General features: G+C 53.2%; 23 protein-coding genes. 22 read left to right on the forward strand and 1 reads right to left on the reverse strand.

What is annotated here, in order from left to right:
* Positions 1 to 3: 3 nt before the first annotated feature.
* The 3 genes from ACIOTN_RS17205 (at position 4) to ACIOTN_RS17215 (ending at position 3,053) form a co-directional block, all read left to right on the forward strand.
* Positions 4 to 1,470, forward strand: coding sequence for a hypothetical protein (locus ACIOTN_RS17205; protein ID WP_402735804.1), 1,467 nt, complete (start codon positions 4 to 6; stop codon positions 1,468 to 1,470).
* 254 nt (positions 1,471 to 1,724) lie between these two features.
* Positions 1,725 to 2,468: an ATP-grasp fold amidoligase family protein gene (locus ACIOTN_RS17210; protein WP_402735805.1), complete on the forward strand. Its 744-nt coding sequence runs from the start codon at positions 1,725 to 1,727 to the stop codon at positions 2,466 to 2,468.
* Positions 2,469 to 2,591: 123 nt separating this feature from the next.
* The gene (locus tag ACIOTN_RS17215; RefSeq protein WP_402735806.1) at positions 2,592 to 3,053 is read left to right on the forward strand and encodes a hypothetical protein; all 462 of its coding nucleotides are present in this window, start codon (positions 2,592 to 2,594) and stop codon (positions 3,051 to 3,053) included.
* 18 nt (positions 3,054 to 3,071) lie between these two features.
* On the opposite strand, the gene ACIOTN_RS17220 is transcribed toward ACIOTN_RS17215, so the two are convergent.
* The gene (locus ACIOTN_RS17220) at positions 3,072 to 3,608 is read right to left on the reverse strand and encodes a hypothetical protein (RefSeq protein ID WP_402735807.1); all 537 of its coding nucleotides are present in this window, start codon (positions 3,606 to 3,608) and stop codon (positions 3,072 to 3,074) included.
* A 111-nt stretch (positions 3,609 to 3,719) separates the two neighbouring features.
* Here ACIOTN_RS17220 and ACIOTN_RS17225 point away from each other — a divergent pair, with 111 nt between their 5' ends.
* From ACIOTN_RS17225 to ACIOTN_RS17315, 19 genes are all read left to right on the forward strand, one after another.
* Entirely contained in the window at positions 3,720 to 3,854 is a 135-nt protein-coding gene (locus ACIOTN_RS17225) for a hypothetical protein (RefSeq protein WP_402735808.1), read from the forward strand.
* Positions 3,855 to 3,856: 2 nt separating this feature from the next.
* Positions 3,857 to 4,795, forward strand: a complete 939-nt coding sequence (locus tag ACIOTN_RS17230; protein WP_402735809.1) for a hypothetical protein — start codon at positions 3,857 to 3,859, stop codon at positions 4,793 to 4,795.
* 8 nt (positions 4,796 to 4,803) lie between these two features.
* Positions 4,804 to 5,118 (forward strand): hypothetical protein, encoded by a 315-nt coding sequence (locus ACIOTN_RS17235; RefSeq protein ID WP_402735810.1) that lies wholly within the window; start codon positions 4,804 to 4,806, stop codon positions 5,116 to 5,118.
* 645 nt (positions 5,119 to 5,763) lie between these two features.
* Positions 5,764 to 7,299, forward strand: a complete 1,536-nt coding sequence (locus tag ACIOTN_RS17240) for a recombinase family protein (RefSeq protein WP_402735811.1) — start codon at positions 5,764 to 5,766, stop codon at positions 7,297 to 7,299.
* A 172-nt stretch (positions 7,300 to 7,471) separates the two neighbouring features.
* Positions 7,472 to 7,795 (forward strand): hypothetical protein, encoded by a 324-nt coding sequence (locus ACIOTN_RS17245; protein WP_402735812.1) that lies wholly within the window; start codon positions 7,472 to 7,474, stop codon positions 7,793 to 7,795.
* A 249-nt stretch (positions 7,796 to 8,044) separates the two neighbouring features.
* On the forward strand, positions 8,045 to 9,625 hold the full coding sequence (locus tag ACIOTN_RS17250; RefSeq protein ID WP_402735813.1) for a hypothetical protein: 1,581 nt from the start codon (positions 8,045 to 8,047) through the stop codon (positions 9,623 to 9,625).
* Positions 9,626 to 10,088: 463 nt separating this feature from the next.
* Complete coding sequence (locus ACIOTN_RS17255; RefSeq protein ID WP_402735814.1) at positions 10,089 to 10,241, forward strand: hypothetical protein; 153 nt, start codon at positions 10,089 to 10,091, stop codon at positions 10,239 to 10,241.
* 37 nt (positions 10,242 to 10,278) lie between these two features.
* Positions 10,279 to 10,767, forward strand: a complete 489-nt coding sequence (locus tag ACIOTN_RS17260; protein WP_402735815.1) for a M23 family metallopeptidase — start codon at positions 10,279 to 10,281, stop codon at positions 10,765 to 10,767.
* Between the two features lie 25 nt (positions 10,768 to 10,792).
* Positions 10,793 to 11,005, forward strand: a complete 213-nt coding sequence (locus ACIOTN_RS17265; RefSeq protein WP_402735834.1) for an HNH endonuclease — start codon at positions 10,793 to 10,795, stop codon at positions 11,003 to 11,005.
* 166 nt (positions 11,006 to 11,171) lie between these two features.
* Positions 11,172 to 11,441: a hypothetical protein gene (locus ACIOTN_RS17270; protein ID WP_402735816.1), complete on the forward strand. Its 270-nt coding sequence runs from the start codon at positions 11,172 to 11,174 to the stop codon at positions 11,439 to 11,441.
* The gene (locus tag ACIOTN_RS17275; RefSeq protein ID WP_402735817.1) at positions 11,434 to 12,858 is read left to right on the forward strand and encodes a hypothetical protein; all 1,425 of its coding nucleotides are present in this window, start codon (positions 11,434 to 11,436) and stop codon (positions 12,856 to 12,858) included. Before ACIOTN_RS17270 ends, ACIOTN_RS17275 begins: the two co-directional genes overlap by 8 nt.
* A gap of 346 nt (positions 12,859 to 13,204) precedes the next feature.
* Entirely contained in the window at positions 13,205 to 14,368 is a 1,164-nt protein-coding gene (locus ACIOTN_RS17280) for a phage portal protein (protein ID WP_402735818.1), read from the forward strand.
* Positions 14,355 to 15,788 (forward strand): hypothetical protein, encoded by a 1,434-nt coding sequence (locus tag ACIOTN_RS17285; protein WP_402735819.1) that lies wholly within the window; start codon positions 14,355 to 14,357, stop codon positions 15,786 to 15,788. The genes ACIOTN_RS17280 and ACIOTN_RS17285 overlap by 14 nt, the downstream gene beginning before the upstream one ends.
* A gap of 47 nt (positions 15,789 to 15,835) precedes the next feature.
* On the forward strand, positions 15,836 to 16,105 hold the full coding sequence (locus ACIOTN_RS17290) for a hypothetical protein (RefSeq protein WP_402735820.1): 270 nt from the start codon (positions 15,836 to 15,838) through the stop codon (positions 16,103 to 16,105).
* On the forward strand, positions 16,102 to 16,458 hold the full coding sequence (locus tag ACIOTN_RS17295; RefSeq protein ID WP_402735821.1) for a hypothetical protein: 357 nt from the start codon (positions 16,102 to 16,104) through the stop codon (positions 16,456 to 16,458). Before ACIOTN_RS17290 ends, ACIOTN_RS17295 begins: the two co-directional genes overlap by 4 nt.
* Before the next feature lie 190 nt (positions 16,459 to 16,648).
* Positions 16,649 to 16,882 (forward strand): hypothetical protein, encoded by a 234-nt coding sequence (locus ACIOTN_RS17300; protein WP_402735822.1) that lies wholly within the window; start codon positions 16,649 to 16,651, stop codon positions 16,880 to 16,882.
* 2 nt (positions 16,883 to 16,884) lie between these two features.
* Positions 16,885 to 17,259, forward strand: coding sequence for a hypothetical protein (locus ACIOTN_RS17305; protein WP_402735823.1), 375 nt, complete (start codon positions 16,885 to 16,887; stop codon positions 17,257 to 17,259).
* 3 nt (positions 17,260 to 17,262) lie between these two features.
* Positions 17,263 to 17,556, forward strand: a complete 294-nt coding sequence (locus ACIOTN_RS17310) for a hypothetical protein (RefSeq protein WP_402735824.1) — start codon at positions 17,263 to 17,265, stop codon at positions 17,554 to 17,556.
* Between the two features lie 145 nt (positions 17,557 to 17,701).
* Positions 17,702 to 19,819: a hypothetical protein gene (locus tag ACIOTN_RS17315; RefSeq protein ID WP_402735825.1), complete on the forward strand. Its 2,118-nt coding sequence runs from the start codon at positions 17,702 to 17,704 to the stop codon at positions 19,817 to 19,819.
* The last annotated feature ends 2 nt before the right edge of the window (positions 19,820 to 19,821 follow it).

Below are 19,821 nucleotides of genomic sequence, written 5' to 3' on the forward strand. Positions count from 1 at the left end.
ACAATGGCCGACCGTCTCGTACCTGTGGACGAAGAATATCGGATGCCCGCTCCACTGGAAATCCGACATCAGCGACAGGCTGACTACGTTGGTTTGCTTGATTCGAAGTCGCCCATGAATGGCGTCCAAATACTGAAAACTGATTCCGGCGAATCGCTTCAGATTGTGTCTCATTCCCCGAATGGTGACTTCACAGCTCACCTGATGGAGGGAAATACCGCAACGTCCGGGCGCGACGACTACCGCATAGTCGGCGACGTCTACGCCGGAAAGCTTCCAGCTAAAGAAGTGACTTACAGCGCCCTCACCACTACTGGGACGTTCGTCGCAACAAGTGAACAGTATGGGTACACGACACAGGTCGGCGCAAAATGGTCGGTGCTCGTAAACGTTCCGTTCAAGGGCGCAGAGATCAGAGTGCATCCATATAAGGACAACCGTGGCGGGATCTGGCGCTACAGTATCGGAGGGCAAGTCACAGAGTTCTCCACATACTCAGCTTCAGCTTCGCGTGAAACTAATGGCCAGTTGGTATCCTCACCGGAGGTGTCTGCGGGCAGCCAGCTGCTAACCGCGGAGTTCATTGGTGCGGACCCGGCGAATCCTCCGATCGGCGGCACAGCGCGAGGTTGGCTGGCACGCACGCCCGGAACCGACCAGTATCCAGGCCAATACGCGCTCATTCAGTACCCGGACATTTCTGGTGGTTGGGTACAAGGAACGAAGCAGGGTATAGAGTCGAACCGCGAATTTGCGTGGTGGATCAAGCGGGCTGCCACAGAGCAGACCGCTCGTTGGGTCCCGTACCATACCGCTCAAACGGCTTTCAACGCTGAAGCCCCAAGGTTCTACGACGGCAACCGGGAACTGAACATCAGTTGGTTGCAGGTCGGCCAGCCATACGACGCAACGGGGCCAGTGAGCATCGTCCAGCATGTCTACGGCAGAAACCCTGACGAGCCCAGCGTGAACCTGTTGGATATTTGGACTACAACCACGATCCACCCCTCTGGACGGATGACGATCGAAGGCAAGATTCGCGTGAACTTCGATATCCAAGTAACGAACACGTACGTATTGATGAATCCGGTCAATTCAGCAGTTTTCGACACAGTTATTTCCCCGATTGGAAACTCGTACCCAAACACAGTTGCGCAGGAGGGAACTAATACCAACCTTCCCGAATCGGACTGGGGCACGTCATGGGCGTTCCTCTCGTCGGCTTCACCGGATAGCGTAGCTGCGTTCCGCTACAACAACCCGGCTGAAACAACTCGCCGGGGCCAGCCGGGGAAGAATCCGGAAGGGACACGGGCGTGGTTGGAGCACAGGGCAGGCGGGCAGATCCTCAAGCACTACCAAAAGCTGTGGGCAACTAACGAAGTAGTCCCCGCCGGAACCATTCATCGATTCAGCGGGGACTACATCCATCAATTGCGGCCGAACGCTTACCAGGAGTTTTCAACCTAGGAGCGAATGTCCTCAGAGCAATGCTTCTGGTCGGGGTCGCCGTTTGGATAAACGGCGGCTCCGCATGTGCAGCGACGCATACCTACATCGAACAATTCATCATCCGAAAGATCACTAAAACTGTTGGTGCTCACCGTAAAAATCCTGTCACTCATTTTCAACTTGCTAACATCTAACTATAAGACGATGAAAAGGGAGCATGAGTGGATTATCTAACGAGGATACGAGAACGTGGCGCTGGGCAAGAACGAGGAGTGCCCTCGTACCTACACGACAAAATCAAAGGCCGAGAGTTCGTAGAACGCATTGGAGGCCCAGTTCCAAAACTACTTGCTACGTATACCTCGGCTGATGACATTCGTCTAGACGAACTTCCTGACACGTTCGTACTGAAGCCAACGTTCTCTTCATCGTCATTCGGCGTTATGGTCCTGGAACGAAAAGAGGAGGGTTATCACGATCATCTTCGACACCGAGATCTCACAGCCGAGCAAATTGTTGCTGAGCAGACCGAGCTATCTGAGAAGACTCCAAGGGCCAAGCACGAGTGGATAGTCGAAGAGAGAATTGTTGACCCTCAAGGGAATCCCGTTCCGGACGATTATAAATTCTTTACTTTCCAGGGTGAGATAGGTCTAATCCACAGAACGATTCGCGATCCCAAAAAGAACAAACATGCATTCTTCGACGGAAATTTCGAACCAATCGTTGACCCTGAAGATCGACTAATCGAAGTCAACACCAAGATCATTGAACGAATTGTGGAGCCACGCCCGGATAACTGGAAAAGCATGCTGAATATCGCCAAGCGAATATCTGTGGCTGTTCCGTCTCCATTCGTTCGCGTGGACATGTACGACACCTTGAATGGTCCGGTCTTTGGAGAATTCACACTCGTTCCGGGAACGTTCTACTATGAAGACCGCGAAAAGATGCATGCTCCACTGTCCTATAGGATGGGATATCTGTGGGAGCAAGCTGAAAACCAACTTCGATAAATTCAGAATGCATAAAGGCCTTCACCTTCGCGGGTGAGGGCCTTTGTCATACCCGAAACCTTTAGGAGGCTCCATGCCGACTCATGTTTTTCAGCCGTCCCGCAACCCGCCGAGGGGGTGTGCATGCCGGTGATTCCAGAGTTCCTGGGTGGGCCGAATGGGTGGCTCGGTTATACAGCGGTCGTGATCCTGTTGATCGCGTTTTTCTGGAAGCCAGTAAGGGTTATCTACTCAAGACTGAAAGAGTTTGCGGCGTTCCTCGACCAATGGAACGGGAAAGCTGAGAAGAAAGACCGCTCTGGCCAGATCGTGCAACATGCCGAACCTGGCGTTTCGGCCCGCATTCTCACCTTGGAAGAGAAGACTGAGCGAATCCACCATGAGGTGACACCAAACCATGGGGGTTCGATCAAGGACGCAGTGAAACGCATTGAAGAACGAGGGAATGAAACCGCATACAAGCTCGCTGAGACGACCGAGAAGCTCGATGAACATATCGTCATCGCTAAGGATTCCGACAAAGCCCAGGAACGACTCATTGCCGATATAGGAAAGTTGAAATCGAAATACGCGCCAGAAAAGTGATACTCACGCAGTAGGGGATTACTTTAAGTAACGTTCAGCAAGTTGCTCGATAATTGGTTGAATACTAGTTCTCGTGAAATCGGCAACATCTGACGCTGGAACAGCCCAAGTCAATAGAGCTACAAGAAACGAAAGTAGGTTCAGGATCCGACCGCGACGGTCTGATTTGCCGAGTTGATCGGTGAGATCCGCCGTGATTCTGGATTGTTCCTGAATAAAGCTTGCCAGCGTTGAATCAATTTTCCCTACTTTATCAGTCAACTGCTCAATTGCTTCAAATAGTTGATCGTTAGTTGCGGCCAGTTCCGCCTGTGCTTTTGTGTTCTTGACGGCGTCACGTAGTCCAGCTAGAACGTCTTTCGTCCAGGTCGGAGCTTGTAAAACCTGAATGTAATCCGGGCCGACATTGAAAGTACCTTCGATGGTTTTCGATGGCTTTCCGCAAATTGGACAGGATTCGATATTCCCACTTAGAGTGAGTCCGTTTATGGTGCCGCCAACTAGCCGACTAGGGAATGTTCCGTGGTCGGGGCACAAAGCAACTATTTGATTCATAGGAACAATCTCACCACATTATTCGAATCCAGAGCCAGAATACGCGACTCTCTCGTACTCACCCAGACACGAACGGTGTCTGGGTTTTTCTATGCCCGAAAGGAACGCATCATGTCGGACCGTAACCCGATGGAAGCCATCGACCAGGACAACTACGAGGACCCGAACCCCGAGGAGATCACTGACCCGGACCACCCGGACTACGTGGCGCCGGCCGAGGGCATCAAGCCGCTAGGAGGCAAGTAAGCATGGCGATCTACCGAGGCTACGCAGGCGCCAAAACCTGCACCCAGGGCCCGACCACCGGTGCGAAGGGCGCCATGTCCTGGTTCCTGGCCAAGTACAAGGAGCAGGGCGGCCGAAACTCAGGCATTTACAACTGTCGGCCAGTGCGCGGTTCTAAGCGCACGACCTCGCTGCACGGCGAAGGTCGTGCTTTCGACCTTGGTCTGCGCTGGTTCGACAAGATCGAGGTGTTCCAGGAGCTGGCCGAGCAGCTGCGTCTGAACTCCAAGGAACTGGGCATCCAGTGCATCATCTTCAACCGCAAGATCTTCTCCGGTGGCTACAAGTACACCGGCTGGTACAAGTACACGGGCGTGAACCCGCACACCGATCACCTGCATGTTGAGTTCTCCTGGACGGCTGCTAACCGCAGCGTCGAGGACACCGTGGCCTTGTGGGAGAACGAACTGGGCGGCAAGGTCACCGGTGAGACGGTGCCTGTGGCTTCGCGTCCGAAGGTCGAGGACCAGTCGCCGACCAACGTTCCGAACGGTTCCACGAACTTCCCGGACAACTACGCCGATCTGAAGAGCAACGGCAACTTCCTGTCCTGGGAGGTCGGCGCGCTGCAGATCCTTCTGGAGAACGTCGTGAACGGTCTCAACAAGCAGTGGGATGGCAAGTTCGAGAAGCTGACCATCACCGACACCATGACGCTCATGCAGCGCAACGGCTACTACCTCAAGACCCCGTTCGCCGCCCGTGGTGCCAAGAAGGGCACCCCGCTCAAGAAGGACGGCAAGGCCGGCTACTGGTTCTGGGTCGAGTTCCAGCGCATGCTGGCCGACGACCTGGGACACCGCGGCAAGGTCTACTACGACGCCCGCAAGTGGCGCCTCGACGGTAAGCCGTTGAAGGAAACCGGCAAGGCCATCCAGCGATGGCTCAACGACAACAACTAGGAGACACCATGGCTAAGCATGCAGCCGTCACCACCCAGTCCCAGCACCCCTGGCGAGCTACCGTCCGCACGATCCTCGCGGTCATCGTCGCTCTCGCGGCCATGGCCCCCTCGATCTACACCGCGGCCACGATGGGCAGTCCAGAGGCTGCCACCGGAGCCGCTGCGCTGGCACTGGGTATCGCTGCGGCGATCACCCGCATACTGGCTCTGCCCGGTGTGGAGGCGTTCTTCCAGCGCTTCCTGCCGTGGCTGGCAGCAGGCACCAAGACCGACGAACCACCCGCAGGCAATGTCGAAGGCACCGTGACCCTGGACGAATAGACAGAACCGCCCCATCCTCATAGCGAGGGTGGGGCGGATTTCTGCGTTAAGGCACAATTAGGTTATGACTGAACGGGATCCGCGTTTCGAGCGTATGAGCCGGTACGAACCAAGGCGCAGACCGTACGTGCAAGTTACCTGTCCAGACCTAGGGAAGTACCATGCGCGGGTTATCGGCTGGATCCCAGGGGAAGTGTTCATTGAGTATCCGATCAAAATTCTCGACTACGTAACCACCGGACAACTAGAAGTCATGTGGGTGCCCACTGCTGCTGCCGTCCGCATCCGACGGTCAGACAGTATTTGGCTCTCAACCGAAGACGACCACGGCTGGCACCAGACAGAGGACGAGAGAATCAAATACCGGGCAGACCCATGGACCGTCTACCAACAAGAAGCCCGATAGAATTCGCGTTGTGGAAGTGAAAGTGAACTACCTGCAAGACGGCGAACCCGGCGCCGTGTCAGTCATCGGTGATGACTACGAAACAGCCCGAGACCAAGCTTTCGACCTAGTACCCAAAGCTGCCGTGTGCCTTAGCATCATGGTGGACCGTTCGCACGGGGGCAGTAACCAGTAGCAATCGGGGCATACTCATGAGTGTAATCATGACCCAGCAGATGATTTCTAGGTAAGCTTGTTTCATGAATGACGCTACAGAGAATCCCCGAAACGTGGCCATATATGCCCGTATCTCAGACGATGCCAAGAGGATAAAGAGCGGGGAGGGTGGACTGTCCGTAGAACAGCAAGTCAGAGACTGCCAAGCCTACGCAGAGAGGGTGAGCCTATCGGTATCCGAAATCTACGTTGATAACGACATTACCGCCACTAAGAAAGTGGAGCGTCCGCAATTTGAACGAATGTTGTTAGATGCTCCTGAATTGGTTATCGTCGCGCACCAAGACCGATTAGAACGTGATACCGGCGACCTCGAACGAGTCATGTTCTCAGGTATCCAAGGCGTAACGTCAGGGGGCACGAAAATATCCTTTGACACAGCCGACGAGGAACTAATGGCACGTCTACGTTCGACGCTAGCCATACACGAGGGAAAGCTAAAGGCTGAACGAATCCGACGTGCAAGCCGTCGAAACGCATTCAACGGAAAATACCGAGGCTCCATTCGCCCATTCGGTCAGACCCTCAAAGGTGATTGGGTACAGCCGGAAGCAGATGCCGTAATCGAGGCCGCCGAGAAACTAGCATCGAATGAATGGACGTTCTTTAAGGTCTCAAAGGTCTGGAATGATGCTGGACTGAAAACGCCACTGTCTAAACGCGAGGGAAGTGCCAAGGGGCAAGGCGGCAATGAATGGACAGCGGGAACCGTCAAGCAATATTTCGGACGGCCAAGGCTCAAGGGCTACCAAGAATACAACGGCACGCTGTATAAACTGAGTGACTGGACTCCCCTGCTATCTGAAGAACTTTTCGACGCGATACAGGAGCGTATCCAACGTGAGCGCAAGGATTCATCAGGCAGGGCACCAATCCGAGTAACTACGCACCTGTTGACGAACATCTGCGTCTGCTCTGCGTGTGGACGTGGTGCGAACGTTGGTTATCGTGGTGGAGCTGGTTCGAAGAAATACTATCGTTGCCCAACCACCGGCCATGGAACAGTCACAGCCCCACCCATGGAAGAGGCCGTAAGTCGGTACACGATAGCCCTGCTCAGCCAGCACGCAGAGCTAAAGGCCGAGTCTGAAAACGTGATCCAGCAACGAACCACACTCCAGAAGAAACGCAATAAGTTGATAGCCGAGCACGAAGCATGGGTAGATGACGCGCTAGCCAGCAAAATGAAAGCCTCCCGCATTGCCAAGGCTGAAGAACTCCACGACGCAGAACTAGAAGCGATTGACGCAGAGTTGCTGGAGCTGGACGCTAATCGGTTCTCTACCATCTTTCGCGAGTCCACCAATAGGACTGGCAAAGGCAAATGGGATTATGCGACAACCATCGACCTATCAGGGTGGGAAGAGCTGGAGATCCAGAAGCGCCGGGAACTTCTACAGACACTCTTCACGAGCATCGAGATTACGAAAAGCGAACGCGGCAAGCGCTTCAGCGAAGAGGCCAACCTCAAGTACAACCACACAGCGTTAGGGCGAAAGCTTCATGATGCACTAATCGATTCATTCATGGATGCCACTGATGAACGGCACCTTAAATAACTTACTACTAACATCCCACTCCGTTCACCCGGTCAAAATCTCTTGAATTTACAGGGATTTTGGCCGGTTCGCATTTAACGCGCACACACCACCAAAACATGTGTTACTCAAATCCATGGGATAATGGATTATAAGCAAAAAGCTTATGACAAGTAACTATTTAGGAGTACACATGTACGTTCAAAAGGATTGGGCCAACGACCCCACACTAGAAATCACCCAGATCATCAGCAAGAGCACTTCCCCCGTAACGACTTTCCAGCACAGCTACATCGACGAGCAGGACGGCGAGACCGTCTACATGGGCTGGAACTTCATCCCCGCAGGCGGCTTGAGCGGCTGGCTGGATGATGTGGACTTGACCCTAGATGACCTCGTGACAGCCGGTTACAGGATCCATTACGCTATCGAGCCGCACGAAGAGGTTGCCCTCAGCGAGCATAGCTACCCCGGCGACGTGATCTACTTCGAATTCAAGGCAGGTTCCCAGTGGTAACCATTCTGACCGGCCTTGGATGCCTTGCCGTGGCAAACGTGGCGCACAGGCTACGAGTCAAAAAGTTGACAGCACAAGGCTATATAGCGTAATCTGTCCTCGTGTCTCATTTTGGGCAACGGAACGTGAGGGCATTCAGCCCCTTTGAAAGTAGCACGTCTCGGATCCGGATGCAAGACCACTGAAAGATAACCAACCGCGCTAGGAGAGCAAACCATATGAAAATTACTAAGACAGGAAAAACCCCTAATGAAAGAGCACAATACTGATTTAATCCGCACCGTCTGGAACTCAGACAAGCAAAGTCAGGTATCCGATTACTACACCGTGGCCGACTATGACAGCGCATCGTTCAACCGCTTCGCGCAGGAATGGGCAGAGCGTACCCCGCAAACCGAAATCGAGTTTGCCGAGCAAGCGGCCATGAAGCTACCGATCAGCTACAACGGCACCACGAAAGAATGGCACGTGTTCAACGGCCACATCTGGGCAGTAGCTGACAAAGACGTGATTATCCGTCTACTGGGCAAGTTAGCCCAATCCATTCACCGAGGCCTAGATTACGTTGGCACTCGCGCACAGAATGACATCCGCACCCGTGGAGCCGCTGGCGAGCCTAAGGCCGAGGCCGCCAAAGCAATCAAAGAGATACAGGACATCCACGTTAAGCCGCGTAAGCCGCTGGTGTTACGTATGCAGACCTCAGCAGGGCTGAAAGCGGCACTGGAGCTATTGCAGGGAATCGCCCCGCTGAACAATGCCCAGGCTCTAGAGGATGACAAGAATTACTTGGTATTCCGCAATGGCGTGCTGGACGTTCAACAGGTCATCGATACCGGCAAGGCAGTGCTCAAGGAACATTCCGATGTTCGCCTGTGCTCCCGTATGGTGGACTTCGATCTAGACCTAGAAGCCACCGCCCCGGACTGGGTGAACTTTCTTCACGAGTCGATCCCAGATACCGAGGAAGTCATCTATCTGGAAAAGTCGCTGGGCTGTGCACTATTCGGTGAACGCGACACCAGACGCATCATCTCGCTCCAAGGTGCCCCGCGTTCTGGCAAGTCAACCATTCTGGATGTCATGGGCGATATCTTCCCCATGTACTCAGCGACCCCTCAGCACGCCGCGATTACCGCAGGGCATAGCGCCAAGGCCACGGCTAACGCCCGTTTCGATATGCGCTATTCCCGCTTCACCCTGTTCTCAGAGGTACGCTCCAAGCTGGACAGTGATTTCCTGCTGGGCTATTCCACCATCGACAAGTTCACGGCTGAACAGAAATTCAAGGAGTCAGGTTCCTACGCACCGCAGGGAACCATCTTCATTGCCAACAACGTTCCGCTGAATCTGGACAAGTCAGATCCCGCCATGGCAACGCGTCTGGCCAAGGTCACCTTCCCGCAGACGTTCAGCGAGCTTGACCCAGAGCACACCATGGATCGACAGCTCCCCCAGAAGCTCCGCGAACAGGCACCCGGCATCATTGCCCGTTTGGTGAATGCGTTCATCCTCAGGCATCAGCAGGGCATCGACCGCCCGGAGAGCATGCAACGTGAGCTAGAGGCCGAGCGTCTGGAAGATGACCTAGTGCTCCAGTTCATCGAGGACATGAAAGCCGAGAAGCGCCTAGTAGAGACCGACGCAAAACCAACGAACTGTGTCAAGGCTGGAGCGCTTTACAAACTCTTCCAAGAGGATCTGAAAGCCCAAGGGCACAAGGCCGCAGATCTTCCACTCCGCAAGGAATTCAACTCCCGCATCCATTCCATGGGTTACGAGTACACGAAATCTGGCAGTTGGGTCTTCACTGGGCTGACCCTACGCTAGCAATCACAGAGCTGGGCACTTCATCCGAGGTGCTCAGCTTTGGCCAATTCTGGACAAACTCACTGGTCAAAAAGTGCCCAAACTCGATTGAGCGAGATTTCATCCATCTGGTGCTCTATCCCTCCATAACATCCCAAAGCGTTGCTTACTCGGATTTGGATAAAATTTTGCCCAGTCAAACCGAAGAGTCCAAGGTTTTGCCCAGACCTTTAACCCCTAAAAACCCCTAGAATACAAGGATCTACAACTACTAAATACTATAAATATACAACTTTGGACATTTGGACAAAAATATATATAAAAAGACTATACTATAAAAATACTACTCAATTAGTGATCTACACAACACTTTAAGTGCACTTTATATTACTAGTGAACTTATGGCAGAAAAAAACGTCCAATGTCCAAACGTCCAAACTGGGAGTATGCCCATCGATGAGATAATAGATAGGAAAGGATCAACATGGAATATCTACCACTACTCCAGACTCTTGATCCTTGGATGATCCTTGTTCTGGCACTGGGCTATCTCGGTTACAGGGCGTGGAAAAACTGGCTGGATAAAACCAACTGTCCAGAGGATCAAGAGCAAGACTCCGAGGGGCTGGGCGAATAATCGTTCAGCCCTTTGGGCTATCTAAGAATGGAAACACATGCAGAAACTACAGTGGCCGCTCTATAACCTCAGAGCGCCTATTACACAGCCTTACGGAGCTAATCCGAGGGTTTACCAACGATTCAATTTACAGGCGCACAATGGCATCGACTACGGATGTATCGAGGGAACGGCGATCCTGTCATCAGCTCCAGGAATCGTCAGGTTTGCCGGCGATGGAGTTGGCTCTCCGATCATGGGAGCAAGTGCCGGCCTATGCTTGCTGATCGAACACGAGGGGCAAATACTGACCGAGTACGCACACCTCAGCAAGATCTACGTAGAAGAGGGCCAAGAGGTAGGCAGGGAGATAATCGCACTCTCTGGAGCTACCGGGGCGGTCTCAGGTGACCATCTCCACTGGGGAGTGCTAGAAGTGCCCCTAGCCCTAGATAACGGCTACATGGGTCGCGTAGACCCCACCCCCTACCTAGCCGGGGAGGTGACCGGGGATGAGTTGGACGACAGCACAAGCGAAGAGGCTTAGGCCTATGGTCATTGCCCAATGGGGAATGCACTGTCATCTGTGTGGCAAGAGCATTGCTGGATTGGAAGACTATTCAATCGATCACGTGATTCCACGCGCTCAAGGTGGAAGCAATGAGCTAAGCAATCTCAGGTCAAGTCATCGAGCTTGCAATTATTCGCGACAAGATCGAAGCATCGAAGAATATCAATCGCTGAACACTGATCAGGTGAACTGGTTCATCGGATTGGCCGCTTAGTTGACGAGGTGGGGTGATTTAAAAGCAAACCGAAGCCCAGATCATCCCGCGCCCCATGATTCGTTTCTCTCTGGTTTTTGCGCGAATATCGAGCTGGCAAGCGTTTAATTAGTACAAAAGTATGCTATAATGGATGTATGAATAAAGCACTAATCAAAGGCATCACATGGCATCTAATCCCCTACTCACAGGAATAAACAAAACTCTTCGCATCCTCAAGCAACAGGAATTGCTAGAAGACAGGCACGCCGGTTACGTCGCTCTGGTCAAGCAATTGGCCAAGGATTACCAGCTAGCCACCACGAGCACACAGCAAGCGGCTCTCTCCAAGGAAATACGCGAGTGCCTGAAAGCCTTGCCGACTCCCCCAGCGGAAGAAACCCCGGTCGCAAAAGATGACACCCAAGACGTTTGGGAGTCCATAGCGAATGTTTGATCTGGGCACTCTCGGAAGTGCCCAACCGAAATACGCAACAAAGCAAGATCCAAGTCTTCCCAATGAACTCGCTTCAGTGGAAGCACTCGCCAAGGTTCTGAGAATCGAACTTCTCCCATGGCAACGACTATTCGTTTCAGTCGCAACTCAGTATTATCCGGATACCGGAGCTTATCGCTATCCGTTCGTAGGTCTCACCGTTCCCCGCAGAGCTGGCAAGACAACCATCATCGGATTGATCCAGTTAGCCCGATGCATCCGCAAACCTCAGCGCCGCTCATGGCTCACCGCACAGTCAGGCAAGGATGCCAAGGAACGCATCTTCGATCTGGCCGACAAGGTTCTAGCTTCACCACTTGGAAGCAAGGCCAAAGTCCGCAGAGCGGCTGAATCGCCAAGGATCGAACTCCCGAACAATTCCCGTTATCAGGCGTTCCCGCCAACTCCGGAATCGCTCCACGGCTATAACGTCTTCGACGTAGCCGCAGATGAGATTTTCAGCTTCACCGAGGATCAGGGCGATCTTCTACTTGGCGCACTGACTCCAGCAATGTCTACCGTAATTGACCGACAGTTCTTCTGGCTCAGCACGATGGGCACCTCGGAATCTATCTGGATGAATGGGCAGGTGACCAAGGGCAGGGAATCAGTCAGTGATCCTGAATCCTCTATGGCCTATTTCGAATGGTCAATGGAAGACGGCTTAGACCCCAACGATGACGAATCGTTTGGATTCCATCCCGGCCTGCAAGGTGGACTCATCAAAATCTCGGATATCCAACAGGCACGCGAAACTCTAAGTAGTCCAGGCGAATTCATCCGTGCATATGCAAACGTCATCACGACCAACGAAAACCCGTTGTTTGATTGGGAACGATTCCAGAAAGCAACAGCCCAGCAGAGCAAGCCAGAACGCCGAGATGTGGCCATTGGCTGGGAAGTCAATATGGATAGAAAGAGGGGCGCAGTAGTAGCCGCATGGAGGGATCAGGGCAAGGTCTCACTCAAGCTACTACGCAACGGATCCAACCCCTCAAGCTGGCTCCCAGAAGCTCTGGTAGAAATCAACGATGCAAGGCCACTTGCATTAGGTGCTGACAGATACGCCGAGAACTTGGCAATGCTCCGCGAGGTGGAAGAACTGGACACGGAATTCTCTGAAGAGCACTACCTGTTGACTCCGGAACAGGCTAAGACAGGCGCAACCCTGCTGAAAAACTACATCGAGGATGGAAAGCTTCAGCACAATGGGCACGACGCACTGGTGAGCGCAGTTCGCACCGGGGTGAGCAGGCGCATGGGCGAGGGCTGGGTACTTTCCCACAATTCGGAACCTGAAGTCTTGGCGGCAATGACAGCCATTCAGCTACTTCACGAGAACCGACCTCAGGCCAAACCAATGAGCGTGATTCTATGACCATGGAACGCGCAACAATCACTATCGATGTCTCCGATGAATCCATTCTCTGGATGTGCGATAAGTGCAACGTGAGAAGAATTTACGTGCTCTCAGACCGCACGAATGCCATTACGGAAATGCGCTTGCATCGTCATATCAATCACGGAAAGTCTGATAGCTGGAGAATGCACTCCACGCGAGGCAATCACTACGACTATCGCATTTAGTCCATTCGATTGTGGTATAATAGATATGTAAGTTCTTTTCTTACGTTTTTCCTCTTTCTAAATGGTTATCACACGGTTTGCCCTGCTGGGTATCTCTCAGCAGGGTACCTCCATTTAAAACAACTTCAAAGGCACTCATGGGATTTTTCAATCTATGGGGAGCGCCGAAACAATCAGGTTTACTGGCAACGCTGGATGACGATTCCACACTAATTGCCGAGCAATATCTCAGCCCATGGTCTGACAGTTCACATCTGGAACAAATCACATGGGAAGCGCTTTATCCGAACACTTCAGCGGATAACGCACCGCTGACGAGATCTAGCGCAATGCAGATAGCCAGTGTTGCCAAGGCTACGCAAATTTTGAAATCCATCATTGCCAGACAGCCACTTATTGCAACCGATAAATCGGGAACTCCCCTCAAAACACAGCCTACGTTTCTCAAGCAGATAACGCAGGGCACACCGAATTACATTCTTCTATCAGCCGTCATCGACGATCTGATTTTCTACGGCAGGTCATACCTGCTGATCACTGAACGCGACAAGCGAGGCTATCCGCTTCATGCCCGATTCATCCCCAAGGATGCACAGGAGCACGACGAACACGGCCAACTGATCAAGGCGTTCGATAAGCCGGTGAAGCCTACCGACTTCATCAGGATCGACGCGAACCACTCAGGCATTCTCAGCTATGGCCGCGAGGTCTTACGAGAAGCCCAGGATCTGGAACGAGCCGCGCGCGAAGCGTCACTAAATCCGATTCCATCGCTGATTCTCAAGAATCAAAAGGGCGAACTCGGCCCCGCTGAAGTTCAGGAGCTTCTAGCCTCTTGGAATGCCGCACGACGCAAACGCGGTGGCTCAGTCGCTTACATCAATAGTTCGCTTGAGGTGGAAGAGATGGGCGCTCATATTCAGGAACAGCTCTTGATCGAGGGCAGAAATCAGGTCGCTCTACAGGTTGCCAGAATCTTTGGCCTACCGGCCTCAGCACTGGATGTTTCAGTACCGGGCGCATCGATGAACTACATCAACCGCTCAGCGCGTAACTCGGAACTACTGGATGCCGTGGCACCGTATCAGGTCGCCGTAGAAGAGCATCTTTCCCTATTCCTACCTAACGGGCAGTCCGCACGCTTCGACGCTTCAGGCCTCCTGCTGGAGGAACCCGGCTCCCGATATCAGGCATACGCAACAGCTATCAACGCTGGCGTTCTCACGCCCAACGAGGCACGCCAAAAGGAGCATCTAGAACCGCTCCCAGAACCACAGGAACCACCAAATGAACAAGCTTAATCTTTACGGCCAACTACTGGCCTCCGAGGATCAGGACTCCCGCGAACTGACCTATCAGCTACTCCCCTACGGAGAAGACGGTTTCACCAATCTTGGCAAGGTCAAGGCATCACATGGCGCTTTGGACTTCCCAGAAAATCTGGAATCGCTACAGCTCAATCTAGAGCACGACTACAAGAAACCCGTAGGCAAATTCACCGCCCTCACGGATGACGAAAACGGCATCTTTGCCACAGTCCGACTCTCGGAAACATCCCGAGGCAACGACGCACTTCTAGAAGCTCGCGAGGGTCTACGCACTGGAATCTCAATCGAGATTGACGAGCCAATCATTAAGGCCGGTCAGATTATCGCCGGTCGCATTACAGGAGCTGGCTTAGTGGTCAGACCCGCTTTCGAAAACGCACAACTTATTGCCGAGGATTTCGGCGCATCAGAACAGGATTCAAAACAAATGGAAAACGAAACTCCACTAGTAGAGCAGGGCGCACCACTAACCGCCGCTCATTCAGACAAGGCCGAACTTGGACAGCTAACTTTTGACGCAATGCGCAATGGTACTTCCCTACAGGCCGCACTAGCCGATCAGCTTGCAACCGATGACGCTGGCAAGGTCTACATCAAGGATCAGGAAGTGGGCGAACTTTTCGAGAACCGAAAGACTGAACGCCCATTCGTCAACAAGGTTGGCGTAAAGAGCCTGACTTCCCTAGTGCTCACTGGCACCCGCAAGAATCGCACTTTCGCGGTCACGGACTGGGCTGGTAACAAGGTAGAACTACCAACAGGCAAGTTCACCACTTCCCGCGAATATTGGAATTCCAAGGCTAAGGCCGTCGCCGTAGACATCGGCATGGAGCTTATCGAATTCGGTGACGCCGATGTAATCGCAGATCTCTACGAACAGGCTGTAGATTCCTACGTCGAGCAGACCGAGGATGAGCTAAAGGCCGCTGTAGTCGCTGGAGCTACCGCCGTGACTGGTGGAGCTACCAACGTTATCGACGTAGTCAGCAAGGCCGCAGAAACCCTTAATGGTCTTGGTGGCCGCATGGATTTCGTGCTTCTATCCCCAGAGCTTTACAGCAAGATCGTTAATCTCAAGACCGCAGACGCACCTTACTGGTTATCAGGTCAGAGCACCGTAGACATTTCAGGCCAGCGCGTTACCGCTTCAGGTATCGTCATTGCCTCCGATGTCGATCTACCTGCTGGCACCGTTGTTATCGGTGACGTTCGCGCGATCGATTACCGCGAGTCAAAAGAATTCCGTTACAAGGCCGTGGATCTTCCACGCGGTGGCGTAGACATCTCCCTGATCAAGTTCAACGCAACCAAGATCACCGATGCCGGTTCAATCCTGAAGTTCTCAGGCGTAACCGATGCAGTAGCCCCAGCTCCAGTAGAGCCAGCGGCCTAATCATGCTTACGACAGCCCAAGTTATTAGCTGGGCTGATCTAAGAATCTTGACCGATGACGAGGATTTGACCCTTGTCGTGGATTTCGTAAACCACTATGTGGATCAGTTGCCAAGCGTCGATAAAGATGAATTCGGCGCTTGGCAACCGAACACCACTTACGGAGCCTTGCTTCTCGCTAACAAGCTCTATCGCCGTAAGAACTCTCCAGACGGGATTGTTTCACTTGGTAACGACACCGTTTACGTGTCACGCTTCGATGCTGATATCTCCCGTGCTCTGAATCTCGGAGACCACCTCAAGCCGGTGATCGGATGAAATACGGCGACGCACTGGCCGAGGTTCAGACGCAGATCGAGGCCGCAGGAATCCCCTGCTATATCGACGCTGAAAAGGCTATGGCTCCCTGTGCTCTTCTAGTTCCTGGAGTCCTACGCTTTGACCGTCTTTCAGGCTCAGAGGACTACTCCGCAGAAGTGGATGTCTATCTGCTGGCTCCCGGCAACAATTCGCTGGACGCACTGAATCATCTTCAAGATCTCTTGGAACAGCTATCTACAGCGTTCCCAATCCCCGAGGCCGAACCAATCTCGTTTCCCCTCGGAAGTGCCGGAAGTATCCCGTTACCGGGTCTGGCAATCACCCTAAATCTTAACGTTTCAAAGGATTAACAACATGGCAGTAAATGCACAAACCCTAGGAGCTGGCACCCTAACTATCGGCGCTTCAACCGATATCATCCAGCTTGCATCTCAGGTTACCGAAGTAGAGCTAGCCCCAGAAATTGACCGAGGCGATAGTATCCGCGTTCTATCTGGCGAGTCAGTAAATGGTGACCGAACGGAATCATGGACACTTTCGGTGACATTCCTAACCGACCTCGGAGAGACCACCTCCGTATGGGAATACCTCTTCGAAAATCGCGGCACCGTTCAGCCGTTCACCTTTACCCCGAACAACTCCAAGGGCAAGCAGATCAACGGCTCCCTGAACGTAGAAGCCGCTTCACTCGGTGGCGAGGCTGGAGCTACTAGCACCTCTGAAGTTGAATTCTCCCTAGTTGGCGAACCAACAATCAGCGCTATCACTCCGTAATCATGGCTCAGCTCTACATCGCCGGGGGCGCGAGGCTACGCCGAACATTCAATCAAGCCGGGGGCAATATGAAAAACCTCAAGGCACTGAATCGTGAAGCCGCTGGAATCGTCGCAGACGCATCCAAGCCACTCGCTCCCGTCGATAGTGGCAAGCTCAAGCGCTCCATCAGACCCTACGCAACTACACGCGCTGGCGTAGTCCGAGCAGGTAGCAAACGACTCCCCTATGGCGGCGTAGCCAACTACGGCTGGCCAGCGCATAACCGCGAAGCAACGCACTTTATCAACGAGGCCGCACAGCTCACCGAACACACATGGGTGAACCTGTACTGGTCAAAACTCAACAAAGAACTATCAAAAGTAAAAGGAATCTAAAACATGTCTTCCACGCAGACCATGAAATTAGTAGTAACCCTCGCAGACGCAGAGGCTCAGGAAATCTCCATCAACTATTCCGACCTAGTGAAGTACGACGTACTACGCGCACGCAAGAACTTCCCAAAGCGCGAGGAATCAGAATTCCTCTTCATGGGCATCGTCACCTACGCGGCCATGATCCGTACCGGCAAGGTACAGGGAATCGAGGTCGATAAATTCCTGGAGAAGATCGAAGCTATCGAACCGGTAGAGGACGAAGCAGAAGCCGAGTTTCCAGTTTCAGAATCTGACTAACGAGACTCAGGCGGTGATCGGTCTGTCGTATAAAACGGGCATTCCGTTCCAAGACTTGGCAGACCTACCGCCGCCCATCTTTGCCGGATATCTCCATTTGCTTCAAGAGGAAATCAAGCAATCCAACAAAAAGTAAGGTCACCTAATGGCGAACAAAACCGCGATCCTCAGCGTTCGCATCGTCTCGGACTCCAAGCGCTTCAGAACAGGAATGAAGCAAGCCGAGAGCACGATTTCAAAGTTCAATAAAGCCGTAGGTAAGACTTCGCGTATAGCCGCAACCACAACAGCCCTAACAACTCTGGGCGCAATGGCGACGGCATCAGCTTCTAACGTCGCCGCTCTCACAGCTTCACTCAGTGCAGTTGCGGGAGCGGCGCTCGCTTTACCCGGAATAGTTGGGGCGTTCGCAGTTGGTCTTGTGGCCATGGTCGCCGCACTGAAAGACGCACCCAAGGTACTAGGAGATCTGGCCAATAAGTTTGGTTCTCTCCAAGATTCAATATCTACGGCGTTCTGGGCATCAGCAGAAAAGCCAATACGAAGTCTTATCACAAGCACACTTCCCGCATTGGAATCCGGACTGTCAAAGGTCGGAGATTCCCTAGGCAAGTGGACAGGCGAACTAGCCGCCTCCATCGAGAAAGCCGCTAGCAACACATCACTACAAAACCTCTTCGAGAAGACCGCCGAGTCAATCGACATCGCATCTCAAGGGCTACAGCCACTAGTTGACGGCCTCAAGGCAGTTGGCGGAACCGGGCTGGAATATCTGGCACCACTGGCGCAGGCATTCACCGACCTATCCACACGCTTTGGAGCATGGGCACAGCAAGCCGCTGAAGATGGATCACTGAAGCGCTGGACTGAGCAAGGCATCACAGCATTGCAAAACCTAGGCGGCATTCTGCTGGGCTTAGGTGGCATCCTCTCCGCAATCGGCACCGCCGCACAATCCGCTGGAGGCGCTGGCATCGCTGAACTGGCATCAGGTCTACAACGAGTAGCCGATGTGATGAACGCCGAGCCATTCCAAGGCGCACTAACCACCGTCTTTGAGGGCGCACATACAGCAATGGGAACCCTCGGAACCGTACTAGCTCCACTCGGTGATCTATTCGTAGCACTGGCTCCAGTCATCGCCCAAGTGATGACCACAGCCGCCGAACTTTCAGCCGCCGTCGTTTCTGGTCTAGCCCCTGGCCTCTCAGGATTGACTCCGCTCATCAGCTCAGTTGTCAGTCTCTTTGGCTCACTGGCACCGATTATCAGTGTCGTGCTGGGCATCGTCTCGCAACTGGCAATCTGGATCGGACAGAACAGCACTCTATTCATGACGCTGGCCTCAGCAGTACTAGGAGCCATGGCCGCAATCTCAGCTATCCGCGCAGTCATGACCGCTTACAACGCAGTGATGATTCTCGTCAAGGGAACACAGCTTGCAGTCACCACAGCAATGACAGCCTATCGAGCAGGGCTAACAGCAAGTACAGCAATTCAAGCCGGGTTTAACGCAGTCATGGCCGCTAACCCGATGACACTAGTCATCATTGCAGTGCTGGCACTGGTAGCAGGAATTATCTATCTCGCTACGCAGACGCAGTTCTTCCAGACAATCTGGGCGGCAATGACTTCATTCGTGCAAACCGCTATCGCCGTAGCTACCGCGTTCATCGTGGCCGCATGGCAGAAAGTCAGTTCATTCTTCACCGGAATGGTAGCCGGTATCCGTGGTGCATGGGTCGGATTCACAACCGCCGTTCAAACGCTGATAGCCGCCGCAATCGCCGTAGTTCGATCAACTATCGAAACTGTCAAGAGCACCGTAGACAGCGTGATCTCTGGAGCGCGTTCACTCTTTGAATCCGGATTCAACTTCATGCGTTCCGTAGCCGAGGGCGCGATTAACGGCGTGATCGGACTGATTAACAACATCTCTGGCGCAGTACAGGGAGCCATTAGCTGGGTACGAGATCTCTTCTCATTCGAAATGCCCGGCTGGATGTCTTCAGTCTTTGGCGGTGGCATGACTGGCTCGGACTTCACCGGAACCATGAGCCTGTTACCTGCTGGCGATTTTGGCACAGGCGTTACTGGTGGAGGTTTCGCACTCGGAGCACTGACCAGTGGAAGCAACAGAACCGAAATCCACAACACGAACGTGACTATCGAATTCTCAGGCGTAGTCACTGACCGAGTAGGCACAGCACGCGAAATCAAACGACTACTAACAGAACACGATGCACTGACAGGAGGTGCCTAAGG

This window comes from Glutamicibacter sp. NPDC087661 (genome assembly GCF_044743275.1).
In the GTDB taxonomy this organism is placed as follows: Bacteria; Actinomycetota; Actinomycetes; order Actinomycetales; family Micrococcaceae; genus Glutamicibacter.

Coding starts and splice junctions, on each gene's coding strand:
- ACIOTN_RS17240 (WP_402735811.1), top strand. CDS start 5,764: ATGAATGACGCTACAGAGAATCCCCGAAACGTGGCCATATATGCCCGT.
- ACIOTN_RS17205 (WP_402735804.1), top strand. CDS start 4: ATGGCCGACCGTCTCGTACCTGTGGACGAAGAATATCGGATGCCCGCT.
- ACIOTN_RS17220 (WP_402735807.1), bottom strand. CDS start 3,608: ATGAATCAAATAGTTGCTTTGTGCCCCGACCACGGAACATTCCCTAGT.
- ACIOTN_RS17285 (WP_402735819.1), top strand. CDS start 14,355: ATGAACAAGCTTAATCTTTACGGCCAACTACTGGCCTCCGAGGATCAG.
- ACIOTN_RS17305 (WP_402735823.1), top strand. CDS start 16,885: ATGGCTCAGCTCTACATCGCCGGGGGCGCGAGGCTACGCCGAACATTC.
- ACIOTN_RS17275 (WP_402735817.1), top strand. CDS start 11,434: ATGTTTGATCTGGGCACTCTCGGAAGTGCCCAACCGAAATACGCAACA.
- ACIOTN_RS17265 (WP_402735834.1), top strand. CDS start 10,793: ATGCACTGTCATCTGTGTGGCAAGAGCATTGCTGGATTGGAAGACTAT.
- ACIOTN_RS17245 (WP_402735812.1), top strand. CDS start 7,472: ATGTACGTTCAAAAGGATTGGGCCAACGACCCCACACTAGAAATCACC.
- ACIOTN_RS17260 (WP_402735815.1), top strand. CDS start 10,279: ATGCAGAAACTACAGTGGCCGCTCTATAACCTCAGAGCGCCTATTACA.
- ACIOTN_RS17315 (WP_402735825.1), top strand. CDS start 17,702: ATGGCGAACAAAACCGCGATCCTCAGCGTTCGCATCGTCTCGGACTCC.
- ACIOTN_RS17230 (WP_402735809.1), top strand. CDS start 3,857: ATGGCGATCTACCGAGGCTACGCAGGCGCCAAAACCTGCACCCAGGGC.
- ACIOTN_RS17295 (WP_402735821.1), top strand. CDS start 16,102: ATGAAATACGGCGACGCACTGGCCGAGGTTCAGACGCAGATCGAGGCC.
- ACIOTN_RS17235 (WP_402735810.1), top strand. CDS start 4,804: ATGGCTAAGCATGCAGCCGTCACCACCCAGTCCCAGCACCCCTGGCGA.
- ACIOTN_RS17280 (WP_402735818.1), top strand. CDS start 13,205: ATGGGATTTTTCAATCTATGGGGAGCGCCGAAACAATCAGGTTTACTG.
- ACIOTN_RS17255 (WP_402735814.1), top strand. CDS start 10,089: ATGGAATATCTACCACTACTCCAGACTCTTGATCCTTGGATGATCCTT.
- ACIOTN_RS17225 (WP_402735808.1), top strand. CDS start 3,720: ATGTCGGACCGTAACCCGATGGAAGCCATCGACCAGGACAACTACGAG.
- ACIOTN_RS17270 (WP_402735816.1), top strand. CDS start 11,172: ATGGCATCTAATCCCCTACTCACAGGAATAAACAAAACTCTTCGCATC.
- ACIOTN_RS17310 (WP_402735824.1), top strand. CDS start 17,263: ATGTCTTCCACGCAGACCATGAAATTAGTAGTAACCCTCGCAGACGCA.
- ACIOTN_RS17250 (WP_402735813.1), top strand. CDS start 8,045: ATGAAAGAGCACAATACTGATTTAATCCGCACCGTCTGGAACTCAGAC.
- ACIOTN_RS17215 (WP_402735806.1), top strand. CDS start 2,592: ATGCCGGTGATTCCAGAGTTCCTGGGTGGGCCGAATGGGTGGCTCGGT.